Annotated in this window: 18 protein-coding genes and 2 pseudogenes; 17 read left to right on the top strand and 3 right to left on the bottom strand. The window is 38.7% G+C overall.

The features are described 5' to 3' along the window. The first annotated feature begins 208 nt into the window (after positions 1-208). The 5 genes and pseudogenes from K364_RS25380 (at position 209) to K364_RS27695 (ending at position 2,553) form a co-directional block, all read left to right on the top strand. Positions 209-706, top strand: coding sequence for a cysteine hydrolase family protein (locus tag K364_RS25380; RefSeq protein ID WP_028306742.1), 498 nt, complete (start codon positions 209-211; stop codon positions 704-706). Between the two features lie 25 nt (positions 707-731). Then, positions 732-1,349 (top strand): class I SAM-dependent methyltransferase, encoded by a 618-nt coding sequence (locus K364_RS0102720; RefSeq protein WP_028306741.1) that lies wholly within the window; start codon positions 732-734, stop codon positions 1,347-1,349. Positions 1,350-1,430: 81 nt separating this feature from the next. Further along, positions 1,431-1,893 (top strand): annotated as a pseudogene (gene msrB, locus K364_RS27785) (peptide-methionine (R)-S-oxide reductase MsrB). A gap of 96 nt (positions 1,894-1,989) precedes the next feature. Further along, positions 1,990-2,349: pseudogene (locus K364_RS27700) on the top strand (peptide-methionine (S)-S-oxide reductase MsrA); the annotation flags it as partial. A gap of 24 nt (positions 2,350-2,373) precedes the next feature. Further along, positions 2,374-2,553 (top strand): hypothetical protein, encoded by a 180-nt coding sequence (locus tag K364_RS27695; RefSeq protein WP_340622494.1) that lies wholly within the window; start codon positions 2,374-2,376, stop codon positions 2,551-2,553. 115 nt (positions 2,554-2,668) lie between these two features. On the opposite strand, the gene K364_RS0102700 is transcribed toward K364_RS27695, so the two are convergent. The 3 genes from K364_RS0102700 to K364_RS0102695 all read right to left on the bottom strand — a co-directional run bounded on the left by K364_RS0102700 (position 2,669) and on the right by K364_RS0102695 (position 6,521). After that, complete coding sequence (locus K364_RS0102700; RefSeq protein ID WP_028306739.1) at positions 2,669-4,552, bottom strand: aldehyde ferredoxin oxidoreductase family protein; 1,884 nt, start codon at positions 4,550-4,552, stop codon at positions 2,669-2,671. A 28-nt stretch (positions 4,553-4,580) separates the two neighbouring features. Next, a complete protein-coding gene (locus K364_RS27780) occupies positions 4,581-4,802 on the bottom strand; it encodes a MoaD/ThiS family protein (protein WP_422857198.1) in 222 nt (73 codons plus the stop codon). 471 nt (positions 4,803-5,273) lie between these two features. Beyond that, entirely contained in the window at positions 5,274-6,521 is a 1,248-nt protein-coding gene (locus tag K364_RS0102695) for an IS110 family RNA-guided transposase (protein WP_028306738.1), read from the bottom strand. A 573-nt stretch (positions 6,522-7,094) separates the two neighbouring features. Here K364_RS0102695 and K364_RS0102690 point away from each other — a divergent pair. The 12 genes from K364_RS0102690 to K364_RS26540 all read left to right on the top strand — a co-directional run bounded on the left by K364_RS0102690 (position 7,095) and on the right by K364_RS26540 (position 18,905). Then, complete coding sequence (locus K364_RS0102690) at positions 7,095-8,105, top strand: LacI family DNA-binding transcriptional regulator (RefSeq protein ID WP_035267662.1); 1,011 nt, start codon at positions 7,095-7,097, stop codon at positions 8,103-8,105. 261 nt (positions 8,106-8,366) lie between these two features. Next, positions 8,367-9,422 (top strand): TRAP transporter substrate-binding protein, encoded by a 1,056-nt coding sequence (locus K364_RS22610; RefSeq protein ID WP_035267659.1) that lies wholly within the window; start codon positions 8,367-8,369, stop codon positions 9,420-9,422. 96 nt (positions 9,423-9,518) lie between these two features. Then, positions 9,519-10,133, top strand: coding sequence for a TRAP transporter small permease (locus tag K364_RS0102680; RefSeq protein ID WP_028306736.1), 615 nt, complete (start codon positions 9,519-9,521; stop codon positions 10,131-10,133). Then, positions 10,130-11,419, top strand: coding sequence for a TRAP transporter large permease (locus tag K364_RS0102675; RefSeq protein WP_028306735.1), 1,290 nt, complete (start codon positions 10,130-10,132; stop codon positions 11,417-11,419). Before K364_RS0102680 ends, K364_RS0102675 begins: the two co-directional genes overlap by 4 nt. Before the next feature lie 45 nt (positions 11,420-11,464). Further along, positions 11,465-12,637 carry a uroporphyrinogen decarboxylase family protein gene (locus K364_RS0102670; protein WP_028306734.1) on the top strand — a complete coding sequence of 391 codons (1,173 nt, stop codon included), beginning with the start codon at positions 11,465-11,467 and terminating at the stop codon, positions 12,635-12,637. Between the two features lie 48 nt (positions 12,638-12,685). Further along, on the top strand, positions 12,686-13,510 hold the full coding sequence (locus tag K364_RS0102665; protein ID WP_028306733.1) for a creatininase family protein: 825 nt from the start codon (positions 12,686-12,688) through the stop codon (positions 13,508-13,510). Between the two features lie 103 nt (positions 13,511-13,613). Further along, entirely contained in the window at positions 13,614-13,841 is a 228-nt protein-coding gene (locus tag K364_RS22605; RefSeq protein WP_035267656.1) for a MoaD/ThiS family protein, read from the top strand. A 52-nt stretch (positions 13,842-13,893) separates the two neighbouring features. Beyond that, positions 13,894-15,771: an aldehyde ferredoxin oxidoreductase family protein gene (locus K364_RS0102655; protein ID WP_028306732.1), complete on the top strand. Its 1,878-nt coding sequence runs from the start codon at positions 13,894-13,896 to the stop codon at positions 15,769-15,771. A 27-nt stretch (positions 15,772-15,798) separates the two neighbouring features. After that, complete coding sequence (locus K364_RS0102650) at positions 15,799-16,632, top strand: 5-deoxy-glucuronate isomerase (protein ID WP_028306731.1); 834 nt, start codon at positions 15,799-15,801, stop codon at positions 16,630-16,632. Between the two features lie 120 nt (positions 16,633-16,752). Beyond that, a complete protein-coding gene (locus K364_RS0102645) occupies positions 16,753-17,517 on the top strand; it encodes an HpcH/HpaI aldolase family protein (protein WP_028306730.1) in 765 nt (254 codons plus the stop codon). Positions 17,518-17,554: 37 nt separating this feature from the next. After that, positions 17,555-18,508 (top strand): hydroxyacid dehydrogenase, encoded by a 954-nt coding sequence (locus tag K364_RS0102640; RefSeq protein WP_028306729.1) that lies wholly within the window; start codon positions 17,555-17,557, stop codon positions 18,506-18,508. Positions 18,509-18,758: 250 nt separating this feature from the next. Beyond that, positions 18,759-18,905, top strand: coding sequence for a hypothetical protein (locus K364_RS26540; RefSeq protein WP_156946381.1), 147 nt, complete (start codon positions 18,759-18,761; stop codon positions 18,903-18,905). Positions 18,906-18,910: the final 5 nt, after the last annotated feature.

Genomic DNA, 18,910 nt, shown 5'->3' with positions numbered 1-18,910 from the left:
GCAAAAAATGTCGAATAAAGGAATATATTAAGACATATAGGCATTTTCATTCAAAAAGTTTCCGGTATTTTAAATATGTTGTAACAAATTTATCAGCAACATTAAGTTTTGAAGGATACTCTCGTTTTTTATTTTTCCTGGCCCGTGTGGTAAAATATAGTATAAGAGTACTTCAATACAGCACTTGGATATATCTATTAAGAAGGTGATGGTTATTAATTCGGCTTTAGTCATTATAAACTGTATAAATAAATACTTTGACCATAATGGTGAAAAATATATAGGCAACAACTGTCAAGAGGTTGTTAGAAATATCCATGATAAGTTAGTAATAGCAAGAAAAGCTGGAAACCCTGTTATCTATCTCAATAACCTTCCATATACTCCAGACACAAAAAAGCAAAAGTTTAATTTCAAAATTAAAGAAGAAGTTAAGCCGGTGGATGGTGAGTATGTAATTCATAAGGAAACCTTAAGCGCCTTTTATAATACATCCTTTGAAAGTATAATTAGCCAAAAAAACATTTCAGAGATAGTTCTAGTGGGTGCATATACCAATACAGATGTCTTTTTTGCTGCTCTAGAGGCCAAGATTAGGGGCCTGGCTGTCATGGTTTTTGAGAAATGTGTTATTTCTGACGATAGAATAGCCAATGCAGTATTTCTAAATGAAATGAATAAAAACCATGGTATAGATGTTTTTTAGACTGAACGGGAGGTTAGCGTCTGTTATGGTAGATCCAAGAGATGAAAGGGTAGTACCAAAAAACATGAATCCTCGTAATGGATTATTAATGGAACATGTTGCCAGGTATAAATTTGCAGGCAGTTTTGTATGGGGAAGGGTATTGGACATTGCCTGTGGAGTAGGCTATGGAAGTGAAATTATTTTAAAGGGCCCAGGAAGATGGCTGGTAAAGGAAATGATTGGACTTGACAGTGATTCAGCTTCCATAGAATATGCCAGAAGGTACTATTTCCACCCAAAAGCTAATTTTGTGTTAGGCGATGCCCTGGACACAAATTTGCATAAAAGTGTGGGGCTTTTTGACTCAATAATAAGCTTTGAAACCATAGAACATCTAGAGCAGGATGAGGCTTTCATAGAAAATCTTAAAAAAGTGCTTAAAGATGATGGTCTGCTTATAATCTCAACACCCCTGGGACAAGGCCGGAATAAGCCCTGCACCTGCCCCTTTCACTTTTTTCAATACACATTAGAAGAATTTCAGAAGCTATTAGAAAAAAACTTCAATGAGGTTGAAATTTTTTTACAGAAGGACATAGTCATTGAAAAACCTATACCAGGCAAGAAGTACTATTTAGCAGTGGCTACATGTAGAAAGTAAAAATAAAAACATATAAAATTCACAAAAAAATTAGTTTAATTGGGGTAAAATAATAAATAACAAACGGGAGGTGTAGGTTTTATGGGCAATTCTAAAGAAAATGAAGCTATTGGCGTTAAAAAACGAGAAACCATCAAACAAACTGATGAGGAATGGAAGAAACAACTTGACCCGGAAGCTTATTATGTACTAAGGCACAAGGGAACAGAAAGACCCTTCGTAAATAACAAGTACTATGCTCAAGGAAAAGGGTAAATATTACTGTGCAGGCTGTGGGAATCTATTGTTCACCTCAGACAAGAAATTTGATTCCGGAACAGGCTGGCCAAGCTATTATGATGTTTACTCAGATGAAAGTATTACAACAAAAACAGATAAATCCCTGGGCATGGAAAGAACTGAGGTATTGTGTGCACGGTGCGAAGGTCATTTAGGTCATGTTTTTGATGATGGACCAAAACCTACAGGTAAGCGCTATTGTATAAACTCTGCTGCAATGGATTTTAAAAGGGATGAACAAAAGGAAAAGGTTAAAGGTGAGTAGACTATGGAACAACACCACAGTAAGCCTAAAATTGATTTGGATATACCTGATAAACTGGAAAAGGCTGTCTTTGGATTAGGCTGATTTTGGGGTCCTGATGCCCAGTTTGGGTTAATAAAGGGAGTCGTTAGCACTACTGTAGGATATGCAGGTGGAACAACCATTAATCCTACTTACAGGAATATGGGTGACCATACAGAAACCCTGGAGGTTGAATTTAATCCAGTATTAGTATCATTGAAAGACCTATTAGATCTTTTCTGGAAAAGCCATAACCCTACAAGAGGTTCCTGGTCAAGGCAGTACATGTCTATCTTTTTCTATAATAATGACGAGCAAAAAGAAACTATTATGAATTCAAAAAGTGAATTTGCAAGAAAAACAGGCAAAAAGATTTATACTGAAGTGGCTAAGCTGGATACCTTTTATCCAGCCGAAGACTATCACCAGAAATACTATTTACAGAGAATTCCTGAACTGATGAAGGAGTTAAGGGCAATTTATCCTGACTTTCAGGATTTTGTTAAATCTACAGCAGCTGCCCGTATTAATGGGTATGTTGGCGGATACGGAACACTAGCTATGCTTCGGGATGAAATAGATGATTCGGGGTTGTCAGACAATGGAAGAAAAATTCTTATGAAAATTTTAGGCAAGTAGGCAGGCGAATAATAGATTGAGTTTAAAAGTATGTATAGAAATAATCAAAAAGTAGTGCAGTAAGAAACAAGCACAATTTTTCTTACCTCACTACTTTTTTACTAAATCCTACTGGTTATTGTGTTAGCCATCCTAAATCAAGCTCATGCAATTTGCCGGGAAGCGGTTTGCCATTTTCATCTAGTCCAGCCATTTGGTAGTATAAAGAGATGGCGTTATTAAAATCATCTTCACTAATTTGATTTTTGCCTGCTAAAGGACCTGTAGGAATGGGTGCAAATAGTCTTTTAGGCAGGGTATCATCTTGTCTGGAAAACCCTTCTCTGTTGTTAAATACTCTAAGCATGATTGATGCTCTTTCGCCAGCTTTGAGCATTTCCCATAAACTTGTGTTCCAGCCTGTAACTGCCTTTGTCATGTCAAATAGCATTTCAAGGGTAGCAATGCTCCTGGAAACAAAACCAAAAGTACAAATACCTAGACAGTCATACATTATAGTAAGCAGATGGGTGTAGTGATATAAGCGTACTTTTTCAGGAGAAAGCTGGCTGGCAGGAACCGGTTCAAGTATGCCCAGGGGCTCTACTCCTTTAAGACCAAGAGAACCGCTTTCTTGAAATAATTGATCATGCTGGGCATTCCAATGGTCTGCACCGTGACTTGCCAGGGCATACTGCAATCCTAGACCTGTTTTTATTCTAGGATCATGTGCAGGTATTTCCTGGCCTTTTGTTTCAAGAAGTAAATTATCTGCACCTTTTCCTATTTCCCTTGCCAATCTTACTGAACCCATGGCTAATTTGCCACCAAAGCCTCTCTTTAATGCAATATCCTCAATAAGCTTCAAAATAATTTCTTCATTGCCAAAGGTCAATTCAATACCATCGGTATCATTTTTAGTTATTAACCCTTTTTCGTAACACTCCATGGCAAAGGATATTGTCATACCCAGGGAAATAGTATCCAGAGTGTATTTATTACATAATTCATTAGCTTTTGCCACAATATCCATGTTTCCAATTCCCAGGTTAGAACCCAGGCAGACCAGTGTTTCATATTCAGGACCGCCAAAGACAGGATCAACAATACAGTTTTCTTTTTTTATTTGAACCACTCTTTTGCATCGTATTGGACAGGAAAAGCAGCCTTTTCTCTGAATAAGAATTTCTTCCATTTTATCTGCATTTATTGCTGAGGCTTTTTCAAAGGTATTTTCCTGCCAGTTATTTGTCGGCAGGCCGCCGCCAGCATTATTGCCGGCAATGCCAGCTGATGTTCCATAGCGGTACAAACCGTAGGCAAGGGGATGGTCATTCATATTGGTAGAAACCCACCTGGTCATTTCTTTAACCTTATCAGAATCCATGCATTGAACTTTATTACTTCCCTTTACAGCTATTGCTTTAAGGTTCTTTGAACCCATTACGGCACCCATACCATTTCTGCCGTTAAAGTGAGCTAATTCATTAACAATGTTAGCATACAGAACCTGGTTCTCTCCGCCTGGGCCAATCTGTGCTACTCTAGCCCTTAAACCCATTTCCTCTCTTATAATTTCTTGACATTCATGAGTTGTTTTGCCCCAGATATGGGATGCATCCTCTATAGAATATTTTCCATCTTCAATTTTTAGATATACTGGGTTTTTGGATTTTCCTTTTACTATTACAGCATCAAATCCAGCCTTTTTTAGTTCAGGACCCCAGAAGCCCCCAGCCTCTGACCTTCCAACAGCTCCTGTCAATGGAGATTTAGCACAAACAGTATATCTAGGTATGGCAGGTGCTGGTGTACCAGTCAGCAAGCCTGTACTAAAGATTAGAACATTATCTGGGGATAATGGATCTATTCCAGGTTTAATATATTTAAGTGCATAATAGGCACCTATACCAGGACCTCCAAAATACTTTCTATAAAACAACTCATCTTTTTCATCAATTTGAAAACTTTGGTCTGTTAAATCTACAATCAAGTTCTTGCCCATATAGCCATATGCCATTTAATTGGCCTCCTAACTTTGTTTTGTGTTATCCTCCTGGAAATATAGGGTATAAATCAACAGTATCTCCTTCACTTATTTCTGTTTCTAAACATGCTAGCTTTTTATTTACAGTAATTATTTCTACAGAGCCCTTAGGAAAAGACAAAAAATCTAACAGTGATTTAACGCTAATTTTATCTGGAACTGTAAAAGTTTCTATTTTATTAGTAAGTTTAGAAAACTTTTCAATTCCTCCGTGGCACTTAATAGTAATCTTAATAAAGGCACCCCCTTACATATTTTAGAATTTTCTAAAATGAATACGCTCGCATATTAAGTTAAGATTCTTCATATGTTTTTATTTTCCTTCCTTAAAGCTTTAATTTTCTTGCAAAAATCTTAAAATCCCTCCTTGCTTCTGAAAAGCTTGATATATAAAAGCTTATAATTGCAAAAAATATTTTGAAAATTTCTTTAAAAAATTATTTTTAAAGAAGGAATTTTAAATTAATTGACGAATAAAAACAAATATGAATACGCACACATTTTACAGCCTTAAATCTATTAGAGCAGCGGTATGATGTCAAGTAGGTAATTGGAAATTTTTCAAAGAATTCGCTGCACAAAAGGGGGTGCTTGCCTAAAAAAGGCAACACTAAACAAGCCCACCCTATGACAAGTATATTTATTACAAATATAACAATAAATAGGTGGAAGGAATCCTGAGCTTTGGTCTATTCTAATTTAATTGTCGGTTTCCCCCTTTCGGTTGGTAGAGTTGGTTAGACTTCAGCAGAAAAAAGACTAACCGTACCAGTTTACGGGCAGTAAGAGCAAGGGCGCGTTTATGAGCATACTGCTTAGGCTCCGCTTTTTTCATGGCATAATACTCGGCAAAAACAGGGTCGTGCACCCGAACACTGCTTGCCGCCTCAATAAGGTAATACCTTAAAATGCGGTTGCCAGAGCGAATAAGCCTTGTACTACTAGCAGTAAAATCACCAGACTGATTTTGGGTCCAGGCAAGACCAGCTAACTTAGCTACCTGTTTATGGCTGTCAAACTGATGGATATCACCAATTTCAGCAATAATACCAGAAGCAAAAATAGGACCGATACCCGGAACAGAATCTAGAGTTTGAGGAATAGTCTTTAAATGGTCCTCAATAGCCTTTTTCAAAGACTGCAGCTGTTCCTGGATTGTTCTAATAACCCTAATACTAGAGGCCATGGCCAAGTTAACAGAATCAGACATGGCCTTGGGCAACCTGTAAGAAGAACGAGCAGCCTTTTGCAACTGTTTAGCAACAGCCTGAGGATCATCAAAGCGGTTTTTACCATGCTGAATTAAAAACTCCATCAGATCATCCAAAGAAGCATCTGCTAGAGCCTCAGCGGACTCAAACTCTTCCAAAACAGCCAGAGAAGTAGCAGATAACTTGTTAGAAAAGACTAAAGAGTAATCACTACACTTCAGGTACAGGTTAGACATAAGAAAATTAGCTTCACGTACTAGAGCCTGCATGAGGTGGTACCTGGCCCGAGTAAGCCTTTGAAGAGCCATCAAAGGTTCACTCCAAGTAAAAGGATGAGGCAGATAGCCACTTTTAAGCCTAGCAGCAATATACCAGGCATCGAACCTATCATTTTTAGGAGCATCCAAGAAATGAGCCTTTTTAAACTCCTTAATCAGACTAGGGTTAAACATGTAGACCTTAACATCAGGGCAGGCAAAGTCCAAATGGCGATGCAAGTAGATGGCAGCATGGGTAGAGTAGCAACCGGTGTGCTCTAAACCAAAAAGTATTCTATCAAAATCATGTTTACTAACCAACTGGTTGATACGATCCTTAAGCTCAAAAATACCAGGTCTATTATTAAAAACACTAAACCGGCTTATAGGACGCTTTTCATCATCATTAGACAAACAACAAACAACATTGTCCTTGCTGCTTATATCGATACCGACAAACAAAGGGTTAGACATCTTAATCACCTCCTTCACTTTAAAATATATAGATGTCTACAGTCTTGGGATGTCCCTGGGAAACCCATGAACGACAGCCTTGCGAGCTATAGGAATACACCGGATCCCCTCGGTGCACTGGCCTCCGTCTGCTAACAGAGGGAGAGGCAAACCGGGAAACAGTCAGCGTGTAGGTCTATAACATGGGGCCAGGGGAACACTCTAAAAATGGAAGACACCCTATAACGGGGCAACTGGAGGAAATGGAACATTCCCTTGGTAGACACCTTTGGCTATATTTTCCCAAAGACATCCCAGGACTGTAAACCCTTTTTAAAAAAGATAGCATATTAGTTATTGGCTTGTGGATATGCCGCTCATGTGGACTTGTGGACAGCTGCTGCGCACCTGCCCACAGGGTCCACAATCGCTTGGACAATGCTAAAGCATTGCCCACATACCCACAAGCCCTGCTACGATGAATAACTTGTTGTTGTAGTTGTTAAAGATCTACATTAAAAAATGAGCAATGTCCCAACTGGAAATTAACGTCCAAATCGGGGGCTGCTCATAGTATACAAGGAGGAATTGCATATGAGATTTACTGCGAAAGACGTAGCCAAAAGGGCTGGAGTTTCACAAACCACTGTTTCCAGAGTATTGAATGGACATCACTATATTAATGTTGATACAAAAGAGAAGGTGCTGAAAGCTGTAAAGGAATTAGGATATCACCCCAATCATGTTGCAAGAAGTATGGCGTTGCGAAAAACCAATGCTTTAGGTCTCATAGTTTCTGATATTGTTAACTCTTTTTACAGCGAAATTGCTAAGAATATAATCGATGAAGCAAAGGAATTAGGCTATGAAATAATTTTGTGTAACACTGATCATGTACAAAGTGTTCAAAATTTTTATATTGAATTTTTGCAGCAAAGAAGAGTTGATGGAATTATTTTCGCTTCTATAAAACTTAAGGACAAGAAAGCAGAGGAGCTTATTGCTAATAATTATCCTGTTATATTCATAAACTCAAGACTTAAACTTAAAAAAGCAAGTTTTATTGTTACGGATAATAAACAGGGAGCAAAATTGGCTGTAAGTCATTTTTTAGATTTGGGACATAAAAAGATAGGATATATTTCTGGGCCTGATACAATTTCTACGGCTTATGAAAGATTTCTTGGCTACCAAGAAACATTGCACGAGGCTGGATTGGCTGTTAACTCTGATTACGTTAAAGATCAATCTTTCAGTCCCAAATATGCATACCAGGCCACACAGGAATTGTTAAAAATGCAAGCTCCACCTACTGCTATATTTGTAACTAATGATGTTATGGCTTTTAAAGTTATGGAAGCAATTCTGGATATGGGATTAAGCATTCCTGAAGACGTTGCAATTATTGGATACGATGATGTTGTCATGAGTAGTCATAAAAGGATAGGTTTAACAACAGTGGCGCAGGACAAATCAAGGATAGGGCGATTAGCAGTAGAAGGGTTAATTCAAATGATAGATAAAGGACCGGATAATATAAAACCAATTCATACTCTTTTGGAACCACAGCTTATCATACGCAACACGTGTGGTTATAGAAAATAATAATGTGTTGCAAATATTAAACCTACAAAAATGCAGCAAAATATGGAAGCGTATTCAGATAAATGACAATTAACAACAATTTATTTAGAAGTTTAAAAAATATTTTTTTCAACAATATGGAAACGCATTCATAAAAAGACATGTATATAAAATTGGTTATTGGTTTTTGTGATAAGGGGAGGTGATAATGTAGCTTGTTTTTTGAATATTGCTTTACTTCGGAGTGTGTTTAAAAATGAAAAACAGGGAGGAAGGTAGTTTATGAAAAAAACTATTGGTTTAATGGTTTTAATTGTGTTGTTAATGGCAGCAATGATGCTTTTAACTGCTTGTGGCGGCAGCAAGGATACTCCTGCTCCAGATCCAGGAACAAAAGAGGAAGCTAAAAAATTTGAGATTCGTATTGCCCATGAAAGTCAAGTTGCACACCCCTCTCATGTAGCATTGGAAGAAGTATTTAAAAAGATAGTTGAAGAGGAAACAGATGGTAGAATTACTGTTACCATTTTCCCGGGCTCTCAAATGGGTAATGCCCAGGCCAACCTTGAGCTGGTTCGTCGTGGCGATATTGAAATGACTTTGAATGCAACCCAGCATTACGTTCAAAATATTCCTGAATTTGCAGTTTGGGAAAGTTTCTTCTTGTTTGATAATTTAGACCATGCTCATAGTGTGCTAGATGGAAAAGCAGGACAGGAATTAATGAAGCCGTTAGAAAAAATGGGACTTGTAGGTCTTGGCTACATGGAAATAGGCTTTAGAAATTTCTCCAATAGTAAAGGTCCACTTTATTCTGTTGATGATTTTAAAGGATTAAAAATCAGGGGGTATAACCCTTTAATGATGAAGGCCTGGAACTCAGTAGGCGTTCAAACAACAAGCTTAACCTGGGCAGAAGTATTCACTGCTCTCCAGCAAGGCTTGATTGACGGCCAGGAATGTGCAACTGTGAGCTTCCAAAATGCAAAGTTTTATGAACCAAACCCCTATTGGACATTAACAGGACACGTTTATACAAACTTTCTATGGAAGGCTAATAAAAAATTCATGGATGGTTTATCTGCAGCTGATAGAGAGCTAGTAGAAAGGGCTGCAAGGGAAGCAATTAAAGCAGAAAGACAAATGCTTCAAGATCAAGAAGAAGAAATACTTAAGGAGCTTGCATCATTAGGTGTGACAATAAACGAACTGCCTGTAGAAGAAAAGAGAAAACTAGGGGAGATAATGAACGTCGCTATCGCTGAAGATATTATAGCTCTCTGTGGACAGGAAGTTTATGATTTTGTAATGGCGGAAGTTGCAGCTGCAAGAAAATAATTGATAAATGATTTAAAAGTGTTAGCGTTTAGGGTTATGCGCTAGACGCTAACATTTAAACTCTCTTAACAGTTGTGCTTTAAAGGGGTGTGAAGTATGAAAAGGTTTTTGTATAGACTTGAAGCAAATTTTGAACCATTTATGATGATGACGTTGTTTTATTCATTATTAACCCTTCTCATTGTGCAAATCACTTTAAGGAAGTTTGCTGGGGGTGGTTTGCCTTGGGCAGAAGAGATTAGCAGGTTTATGTTTGTATGGCTAATGTACTTTGGGATTTCTTACGCTACCAGGAATCAAAGACATATAAAAGTGAGATATTTTATTCAATTGTTTAAAGAAAAAACACAAAAATATTTTGCCATAGCAGCAGATTTATTTTTCTTACTGTTTACTGTTGTTGTTTTTATTTCAGTAACAGGTCTTGTTCAAGACATAGCAAAGTTTGGCGATAAAGCGATTTCAGCTAATATTTCTATGAATTTTCTTTATTTTGCAGGTTTGGTTGGATTAGTTTTAATAACAATCAGAGTAATTCAAAGTATAATATGGAAAATTATGAACCTAAATCAGCCTATGGAGCGCTTTGAAAATGTAATGGGAACTTACTATAATGACTCACATTTGTTAGATTTATTTAAAGCTGATAACAACGATGATACCAAATCTAATGAGGATATTTCACAAAAAGGTGGGGGGTGTAATCAATGATATCAGCTATACTATTCGGGGGTCTACTATTCTTTCTACTGTTGTCTGTTCCTATAGCATTTTCATTAGGCCTAGCTTCAGTTTTTACAATCTGGATACTTAAACCCATGAGTATGGAAGCCTTTGGCCAAGCAACCATTCAAGCATTAAATTCCTTTCCATTGATGGCTGTACCCCTGTTTACCTTTGCAGGAACTATTATGGCTGTAGGCGGTGTTTCCAAACGTCTTCTTAATTTCTCTGAACTAGTCTTAGGTAAACTAACCGGTGGTTTGGGAATTGTTTCAATAGCAGCATGTTTGTTTTTTTCTTCCATATCCGGAACAGGATCAGCCACTGTGGCAGCCATTGGAGTTATTATGATACCTGCTATGGTAGCTCATAGATATTCCAGACCCTTTGCAACGTCACTTATTGCTGCGTCAGGGGGCATGGGAGCACTAATACCACCAAGTGTCATTCAGATTGTATATGCAGTAACTGCTGGTGTGTCTGTAATAGCCATGTTTGCAGCAGCAATTGGTCCTGGGCTGCTAGTTGCCATTGTTTTTGCGATCTACACCTTTATATATTCTAAAAAACATGGTTATACAGGTGTTGTTCGAAAATACTCAGCTAGAGAAGCATTAAAAATTTCTCTTGAGGCAATTCTACCTCTTTCCATTCCTGTTGTAGTGCTAGGAGGTATTTACAAGGGTATATTCACACCTACCGAAGCAGCAGCCGTTGCCAGCTTATACGGAATAATTTTAAGTGTTTTTGTATATAAAGAAGTTAAAGTTAGCAAACTGCCTTTTGTCGCCTTTAATGCAGTATTAATCTGTGCTCCAGTATTAGCTATTATTGGTGTATCAACAGGCTTTGGGCATATTCTAACTATTGCACAGGTACCCCAAAAAATATCTGCTGCCATATTAGATATAACTACAAGTAAAATCTTAATATTATTAATGATTAACGTATTATTGCTAATTGTAGGCACCTTCATGGAAACCAATGCTGCCATAATCCTCCTTACCCCTATTCTTTTGCCCATAGTAATAGAATTAGGAATCAATCCGGTGCATTTTGGGGCGATTATGATTGTAAACCTTGTTACGGGTTTCATTACCCCTCCTGTAGGATGTGATTTGTTTATGGCAAGCCAAATTAGCGGGTTGAAGTTTGATCTTCTTGTTAAAGCTATAGTTCCATGGATAATTCTCATGATTGTTGTAATTGTCCTGGTAACATATATTCCTGCCATCTCCCTGACTTTGCCCAAGTTAATGAATTTAAGATTTTAATGCAAGATACTTAACTAAACTTAACCAGGAGGGAAGTGATAAAAAATGGCTGCATTAACATCCAGAGAAAGGGTAGTCAGGGCATTAAATCATCAAGAAACTGACAGGGTTCCCATTGATATTGGGGGCATATCTAACCTGACCACCCTGCATAGGGATGCCTATAAAAATTTAAAAAATTATCTTAATTATGAACATGAAACAGTACTTACTTCCATGCTTTCACAATCTGTACTGCCAGATGAGTTTTTACGTAAAAGATTTAAAGCAGATTGCTATCCCATCTATACTACCGGACCCAGCCAACTGGAGCTGCAGATACACACAGAAAATGACGGCTCCACCTGGTATAAGGATGAGTGGGGAATCAAATGGAAATGTCCACAGGACGGACTATATTATGATCCAGTAGAACCTCCATTAAAGGATTGTACCCTAGGGGATATAGAAAATTATCCATGGCCAGATCCAAAGGATACTGCCAGACTAACGGGTATTAAAGAAAAAGCTAAAGACATGTATGAGAATACAGATTACTGCCTGGTGATGAATGGCCCATTATATGGTGGAATATATGTACCCTGTCAGTGGTTGATGGGATATGAAGATTTCTTTATTAAAATGATTGCTGAACCTGCTGTGGTTGAGGCAATGCTGGAAAAGGTAGTTGAATACCACCTTGGTCAGTGGGAATTGATACTTAATGAAGTTGGCAAATATGTACAGGTGGCTGTTATGTCAGATGACCTGGGAACACAGCAGTATCCCATAATGTCACCTAAAATGTACAGGCAGTTTATCAAGCCCTTGCAGGCAAAAGTAGCAGCCTTTATTAAGTCCAGGGCTGATGTTAAAATTGTTTACCACTGTGATGGAGCTATTAGAGAGTTTTTGCCTGATTTTATAGATGTGGGTTTTGATGCATGGAATCCAATTCAGGTTTCTGCCAATGGCATGGATGACACAGCTTGGTTAAAGAAAGAGTATGGTGACAAGCTCTGTTTCTGGGGTGCATCCTGTGACAGCCAGAATATACTTTCTAGAAAATCACCTCAAGAGATACGTGCAGAAGTACAAAGACGTGTTAATGATCTGGCACCAGATGGTGGATTGGTTCTGTCATCAATCCACAATATCCAAAGGGATGTACCTCCGGAGAATATAGTAGCATTTTATGATGCTCTCTACGAGTTTGGAACGAGTTTTTATAACGAATAAAGATTTTCTTTAAATAAAACAAACTAAAACAAGAAAGGTGATGTAAAAATGACAAATCAAAGCGGTAAAAAACATTCTCACTGGTGGCAGCATAAAAGCTGGGATGAAATTGTGGAGCATGCAAAGAAATGTGATATAGCAATAATTCCATTGGGTTCAATAGAGCAGCATGGATATCATTTGCCAACGGGACATGATACTTTACAGCTATTTCCCATGTTGGAAGAAATAGCAGAAAGAACAGGAGCCATGCTGCTGCCATGTCCATGGTATGGAGCCCATCCGCACCATCATCATAATTTTCCAGGAACAGTACCCCTTTCCAATGATACCTGCAGGGCAATGATCAAGGATATTGTAAGGGGTGTATCCCTTGCTGGTTACAACAAGTTCATTTTGTTTTTTGGTCACGGTCAGGCGTTTGTTACCAATTATACTGTTCAGGAGTTAGGGCAGGAAGGCTACTATGTACTATCTGTCATGTTCCAAAATAGTGTTAGAGATGTTCATCACGATATATTTGAAGATCCCTTCTGGCATGCAGACGAGGCTGAAACCTCAATAGCACTCCACCTTTTCCCTGAGTATGTGGATATGAGCAGGGCAGTTAAAGAATTGGCAACACCATTGTTAGACCGCCAGTTTGTTACAGGCCCAACCCAGGAAAAATCCTGTAAGCCACTGCGCTTTGATGAAGGTACGGTAAGTGCTCCAGAATACAAGGATCTCAAGGCTGGTGTTGTTGGGGACCCAACTAAAGCAACTGCCGAAAAGGGAGAAAAGTACGTAAAAGTTATAGTTGATAGAATGGTTGATTTAGTTAACCACATTAAGGAAAAGTACCCTGCTGGAGTTAAAATTGAAACAAATTAATAAGTGCTAGGTTTTTGAGTAGTTAGGAATTCTCCCTATAGAGAGCTCCTAACTACTAATTATAGCTATTCCTGTATATGTCAGGAAAACAAGGGTGAGGTTAATGAAGGTTACTTTAAAGCATCTTAAACATCTTAATTTGAATGAAGATACCAGGGAATTTGAGATTAAAGAAACCATGACAATAAAAGATTTGATGAATGCCAATAAAATCCCCATAAGCAAAGAATTGGCTGTTATGTTTGTAGTCAATGGTCACATAAAGCAAATGGACTATGTTTTAGAAGAAGGGGATGAAGTAGCAATTGTACCTGTCTTTACAGGAGGTTAATCTGTTTTGTGAAGCTATAATATGAGCAATTATATGTTAGGAGTGAAAGAGTGTGGCAGAAATTAATCAACGTAAGGTTTTAAGGGTTGACCTTAGCAGCGAAAGCATTTCAATTGAAACCTTACCGGAAGATATACTTCGGAAATATATGGGTGGAAGTGCTTTAGCAGGCTACTTTCTTTTAAATGAGTTAAAACCAGGAGTAGATCCTCTTGGTGAAGAAAATGTGCTGGTTGTAGCCGCCAGTATCTTAAGTGGAACACCAATACCAGGGGCATCAAGATTTACCATTGCTTCCAAATCACCTTTGACCAATGGTTTTGGGGAATCTGAAGCAGGTGGTTGGTGGGCCCCTGAGTTTGGAAAGGCCGGTTTTATCGCAGCTGTTATAAAGGGAAGAGCTTCCAGACCGGTTTATTTATGGGTAAAGGATGGAAAAGCTGAAATTAGAGACGCCTCTCACCTGGTGGGGAAAACAGTAGGTGAGGGAGAGCAAATTATTCGAAAAGAACTTGGTGATGAAAGGATTGTAGTAGCACAGATTGGTCCAAGCGGTGAAAAGCTTGTTAAATATGCTTGTGTGTTAAATAATTCTAAACATGCCAATGGCAGAACTGGCATGGGAGCTGTATTTGGTTCCAAAAATTTAAGGGGCATCGCTGTTCGGGGTACACAGGAAGTACCTGTTGCTGACAAGGAAAAGGTTAGAGAAATTGTAAAATGGTTTGCGCAAAACTGGAAGAATAATGCACTAAATGTAAGACTGAATAAATGGGGAACCGCCCATTCCATACCGGGCCTTCATGAAACTGGAACCCTGCCCTCATATAACTTTAGAGACGGTGTAATTGATGGAGCAGAAAACCTGTATGGTATGACTATGTCAGATACAATCCTTGTAAAAAACGAAGGATGCTATGCATGCCCAATTCGCTGTAAAAGGGTTGCCAAGGATGAAAAATATCAGGTAGATCCCTATTACGGTGGGCCAGAATATGAAACCATTGGCGGTTTTGGGTCTATATGTGGAATTACTGATTTAAGGCCGGTTGCTAAAGCACATGAGCTCTGCAATAAATATGGTTTGGATACAATTTCTGCCTCTGTGGCAGTTGGCTTTGCCATGGAATGTTATGAAAAGGGCATTATAACAGAAGGAGATACGGATGGTTTGAAGCTGGAATTTGGAAATGCAGAAGCCATGCTCAAGCTGGTAGAGATGATAGCTCATCGCCAGGGTATTGGTTATATTCTGGGTGAGGGGATTGTTGCTGCCGCGAAAAAATTTGGCAAAGGTGCAGAAAAGTATGCAATGCATGTCAAAGGACAGGAATTTGCAGCCCATGATCCAAGGGGCAAGACAGGTGTTGGCTTAGGGTTTGCATTGTCTCCAACTGGTGCTGATCATTTAGAGATGCCCCATGATGGAGGGTTTGCAGACTACACAGTTGCTTTAGACAGCATGAATGTTTTTGGAATATATGAGCCCATTGATGTTAGGGACTTAACGGCAAGAAAACTTAGATTGTTCCAGTATTTGCAGATGTATTACTGCTTTAATAATTCAGTAGGCTTTTGCAATTTAGTAACAGCACCAGCCTTTACCTTTTCCTTTGGAAAGGTGCTTGAGATTGTTTCTGCTGTGACAGGCTGGCATACTGGAATGTGGGAGATTATGAAAGTTGGGGAAAGGGCTAACGTTATGGCTCGTATATTTAACACTAGAGAGGGTTTTGGTCCTGAAGATGATACCCTTCCAGAGCGTTTCTTTGAACCCATGGGCAAGGGCCCCCTTAGCGGAAAAGCCATAGACAAGGAAGAATTTTATAAATTAATCAAAGATTTTTATACAATTTCAGGATGGGATGATAAGGGCGTTCCCACCAAAGCAAAAATTGCAGAATTAGGTTTAGATTGGATTGAGTTTTAGAAAATATGCTGCCTAGGGGGTAGAAGAATGGGATATACTACACTGCATAGATTTCAAGGTAAAGAAGGTTTTGAAAGGGTTATTACCCCAGAAAATTCAAATCTTAGACATATGAATTTTAGCCGTATTCTTTTAAGTTGTGGTCAAGAGTTAGAATACGAGGTTGTTGGAGAAGAGATGGCAGTGGTCTTACAGGGAGGAGACTTTACAGGAGCTGTGGAGTACAGTAAGGGAAAAGGTCTTGATGAGATATACGGAAATCGTAAATCAGTATATGATGAGCTTCCTACTGCTGTATATCTTCCACCGGGGAGTAAAATTAAAATCAAGACAGAGGGGGGGATGGAAGCCAGGATTTTTTCTACACCCTGTGTAGAGGGCAACGATCCCTGCTTTGTTCAACCAAAGGATATTAAAGAGGGCATTCCAGGGGCTCTTAACTGGAAAAGAAAATATCGCTTTATCTTTAGTCCTCAATCAAATGTTACAAAAAAATTAATAGTAGGGGAGTCTGTATCTGTGCCAGGGGGATGGATTGGCTTCCCGGCACACAAGCATGAAAACACCTGTGAAAATGAATATCCCCTTGACGAGATTTTTTCCTTTAAAATAAAGGCTCCCCATGGTGGTTATGCTATACAGCATACTTATAGCCTAGAAGAAAAATGGGATGAATATCATACCGTTGATGGTGATGATATTGCCATAGCAATTCCAAAGGGTTACCATACATCATGGACTGTTCCAGGCTGCACATATTACCTGTTGTGGGGCCTGGCTGGAGAATGCAAAACCTATAAGCTGGTGTATGATGCAAGGTTTGCCTGGTTGGCAGATGTTGAAAACTTGTTTACATTTTAAATATGACAAATAACCTCCTCCAATATATATGGGGCATGTTAGGTTATATATTAACATGCTCCAACCTCCTCTTTAGAAAATTTTAGGAAATTATGTAATTTACACTGGGGTGATTATAATATGATGCGAGAGAATAGTGTTAAAAAGAAAATAAAAAATGACGAACCAGTAATAGGTACCTTTGTCAAAATGAATGATCCGTCTTCTGTGGAAATTTTAGGATTGGCTGGATTTGATTTTTTTGTTTTGGATAATGAGCATATAGCCATGAACAGAGAAAGCATGGTAAATATGATAAGGGCTGCAGATTCAGTTAATATAGTGCCCATTGTAAGGGTTAGAGAAAATAATCAGGTAGAGATTTTGCAGGTTTTAGATGCTGGGGCTCTAGGAGTACAGGTTCCAAATGTTAATACAAGAGAAGAAGCCCAATACCTTATTGATAGTGTGAAATTTGACCCAATAGGCAAACGTGGATTTTCTCCAACTACTAGAGCAGCAAGCTATGGAATGAACCCTATAAAAAAATTTGTAGAAGAATCTAATGCCAATACCCTTGTGGCAGCACACTGTGAAACGGTAACCTGTATGGAAAACCTAGATGAAATACTAAAGCTTGAAAATCTGGATATTATCTTTATTGGGCCCATGGATCTTTCCCAATCCCTGGGTGTTATAGGAGAGGTCAATCATCCAAAGGTGTTAGAAAGTATAGACATGATAATTCAAAAGGTGCTGGCTGCAGGCAAGGCAGTTGGTATTGTTTCCGCTGCTGCCCAGGCGAAAGAATTTATTGAAAAAGGTGTCCAGTATTTGTTAATAAGCACAGACCAGGGAATGATAGCCGGCGCAGCCAAACAGATTATTCAACAGACAAAGGGATGACGCAATAATTAACTTATTTTTAGCGGGAGATGAGCCTATGAAGAAAGTGTTTTTAACAGAGCCAATCCACCAAGATGGAATTAATCTTTTAAAAAAAGAAGTAGATGTAATAATTGGCTCAAGTACAGATTCAGAAACTATCATCAGGGAAGCTGCTGACTGCCAGGGAATTATAATTAGAAGTGCTAAAATAACAGGTGAGATAATCAAGAGCCTGCCAAAGCTAAAAGTCATTGCAAAACACGGCATTGGTGTTGACAATATAGATCTAATAGCAGCAAACGAACTTGGGATCATGGTTGTCAATGCACCGGAAGCAAATATCCATTCAGTTGCAGAGCATGCCCTGGGAATGATTCTGGCAGTTACAAAAAACTTTGTTCAATTAGACAATGAGACCAGAAAAGGAAATTTTTATCTAAGAAATAAGATTATAGGGACAGAGATTAAAGGCAAAACAGTTGGTCTGGTTGGTATGGGTAAAATAGGATTGCTGCTGGTAGAAAAGCTAAGGGGTCTTGGGGTGGAATTCATTGGGTATGATCCCTATGTAAATCCTGATACAGCAAGAAAGCATGAGATTGCCCTGGTGGAAACTTTAGATGAACTCCTTGCCAATTCAGATATTATAACAATTCATACTCCTTTAACAGATGCTACCAGTAAAATGATAGGCGAGAAGCAGTTTAATATGATGAAAAGTTCCGCTTATTTAATTAATGTATCTAGAGGCTCAATTGTAGATGAACAAGCTTTGTATCAAGCCTTAAAAACTGGCCAGATAAGAGGCGCGGCTTTGGATGTATTCGAAGAAGAGCCTCCAGCAAAGGACAATCCTTTGTTCACCCTGGATAACATCCTGGTTTCTCCACATAATGCTGCCTTAACTGAAGATGCTCTAATAGCCATGGCTGTTCATGCTGCCCAGGGCGTTCTGGATCATATTAATGGGAAAAGGCCAAAATATATTGTTAACCCTCAAATCTTTTAATACAATTAAATTGTACATGTAGTAAATATTTTTTAAGGTATCTCGTGATTATAAAACATAGTAGTTAAAGTAGTCGATGTAGATGATTTTCACATGGACTACTATGTAATCTCGTGGTGTGTAGTCATAGTAGTCCAAGTAGCCCATGTAAATCAGTAGCGTTTATGCCGCGAAAGCCTCTTGACAATGAGTACCGGCATGTTAGGCTGATCCGCCAGGCATCAACCATGCTCTGGCATGGGGGATGCCGGTGATGCCTGCAGACATGCCGGTGGAGGCTCATTGTCAAGAGGACCGTGGAATAAATGCGGCACATCAACTACATGTAGCTGATGTAAAAAACACCGTGGTTACAGGGCTTTACAGCCCTGACCACGAGATACCACGCGGAGGTTAATAAAA

The organism is Desulfitibacter alkalitolerans DSM 16504 (assembly GCF_000620305.1).
GTDB classification, from domain to species: Bacteria; Bacillota; DSM-16504; order Desulfitibacterales; family Desulfitibacteraceae; genus Desulfitibacter; species Desulfitibacter alkalitolerans.
This window is presented reverse-complemented; position numbering and strand designations above follow the sequence as displayed.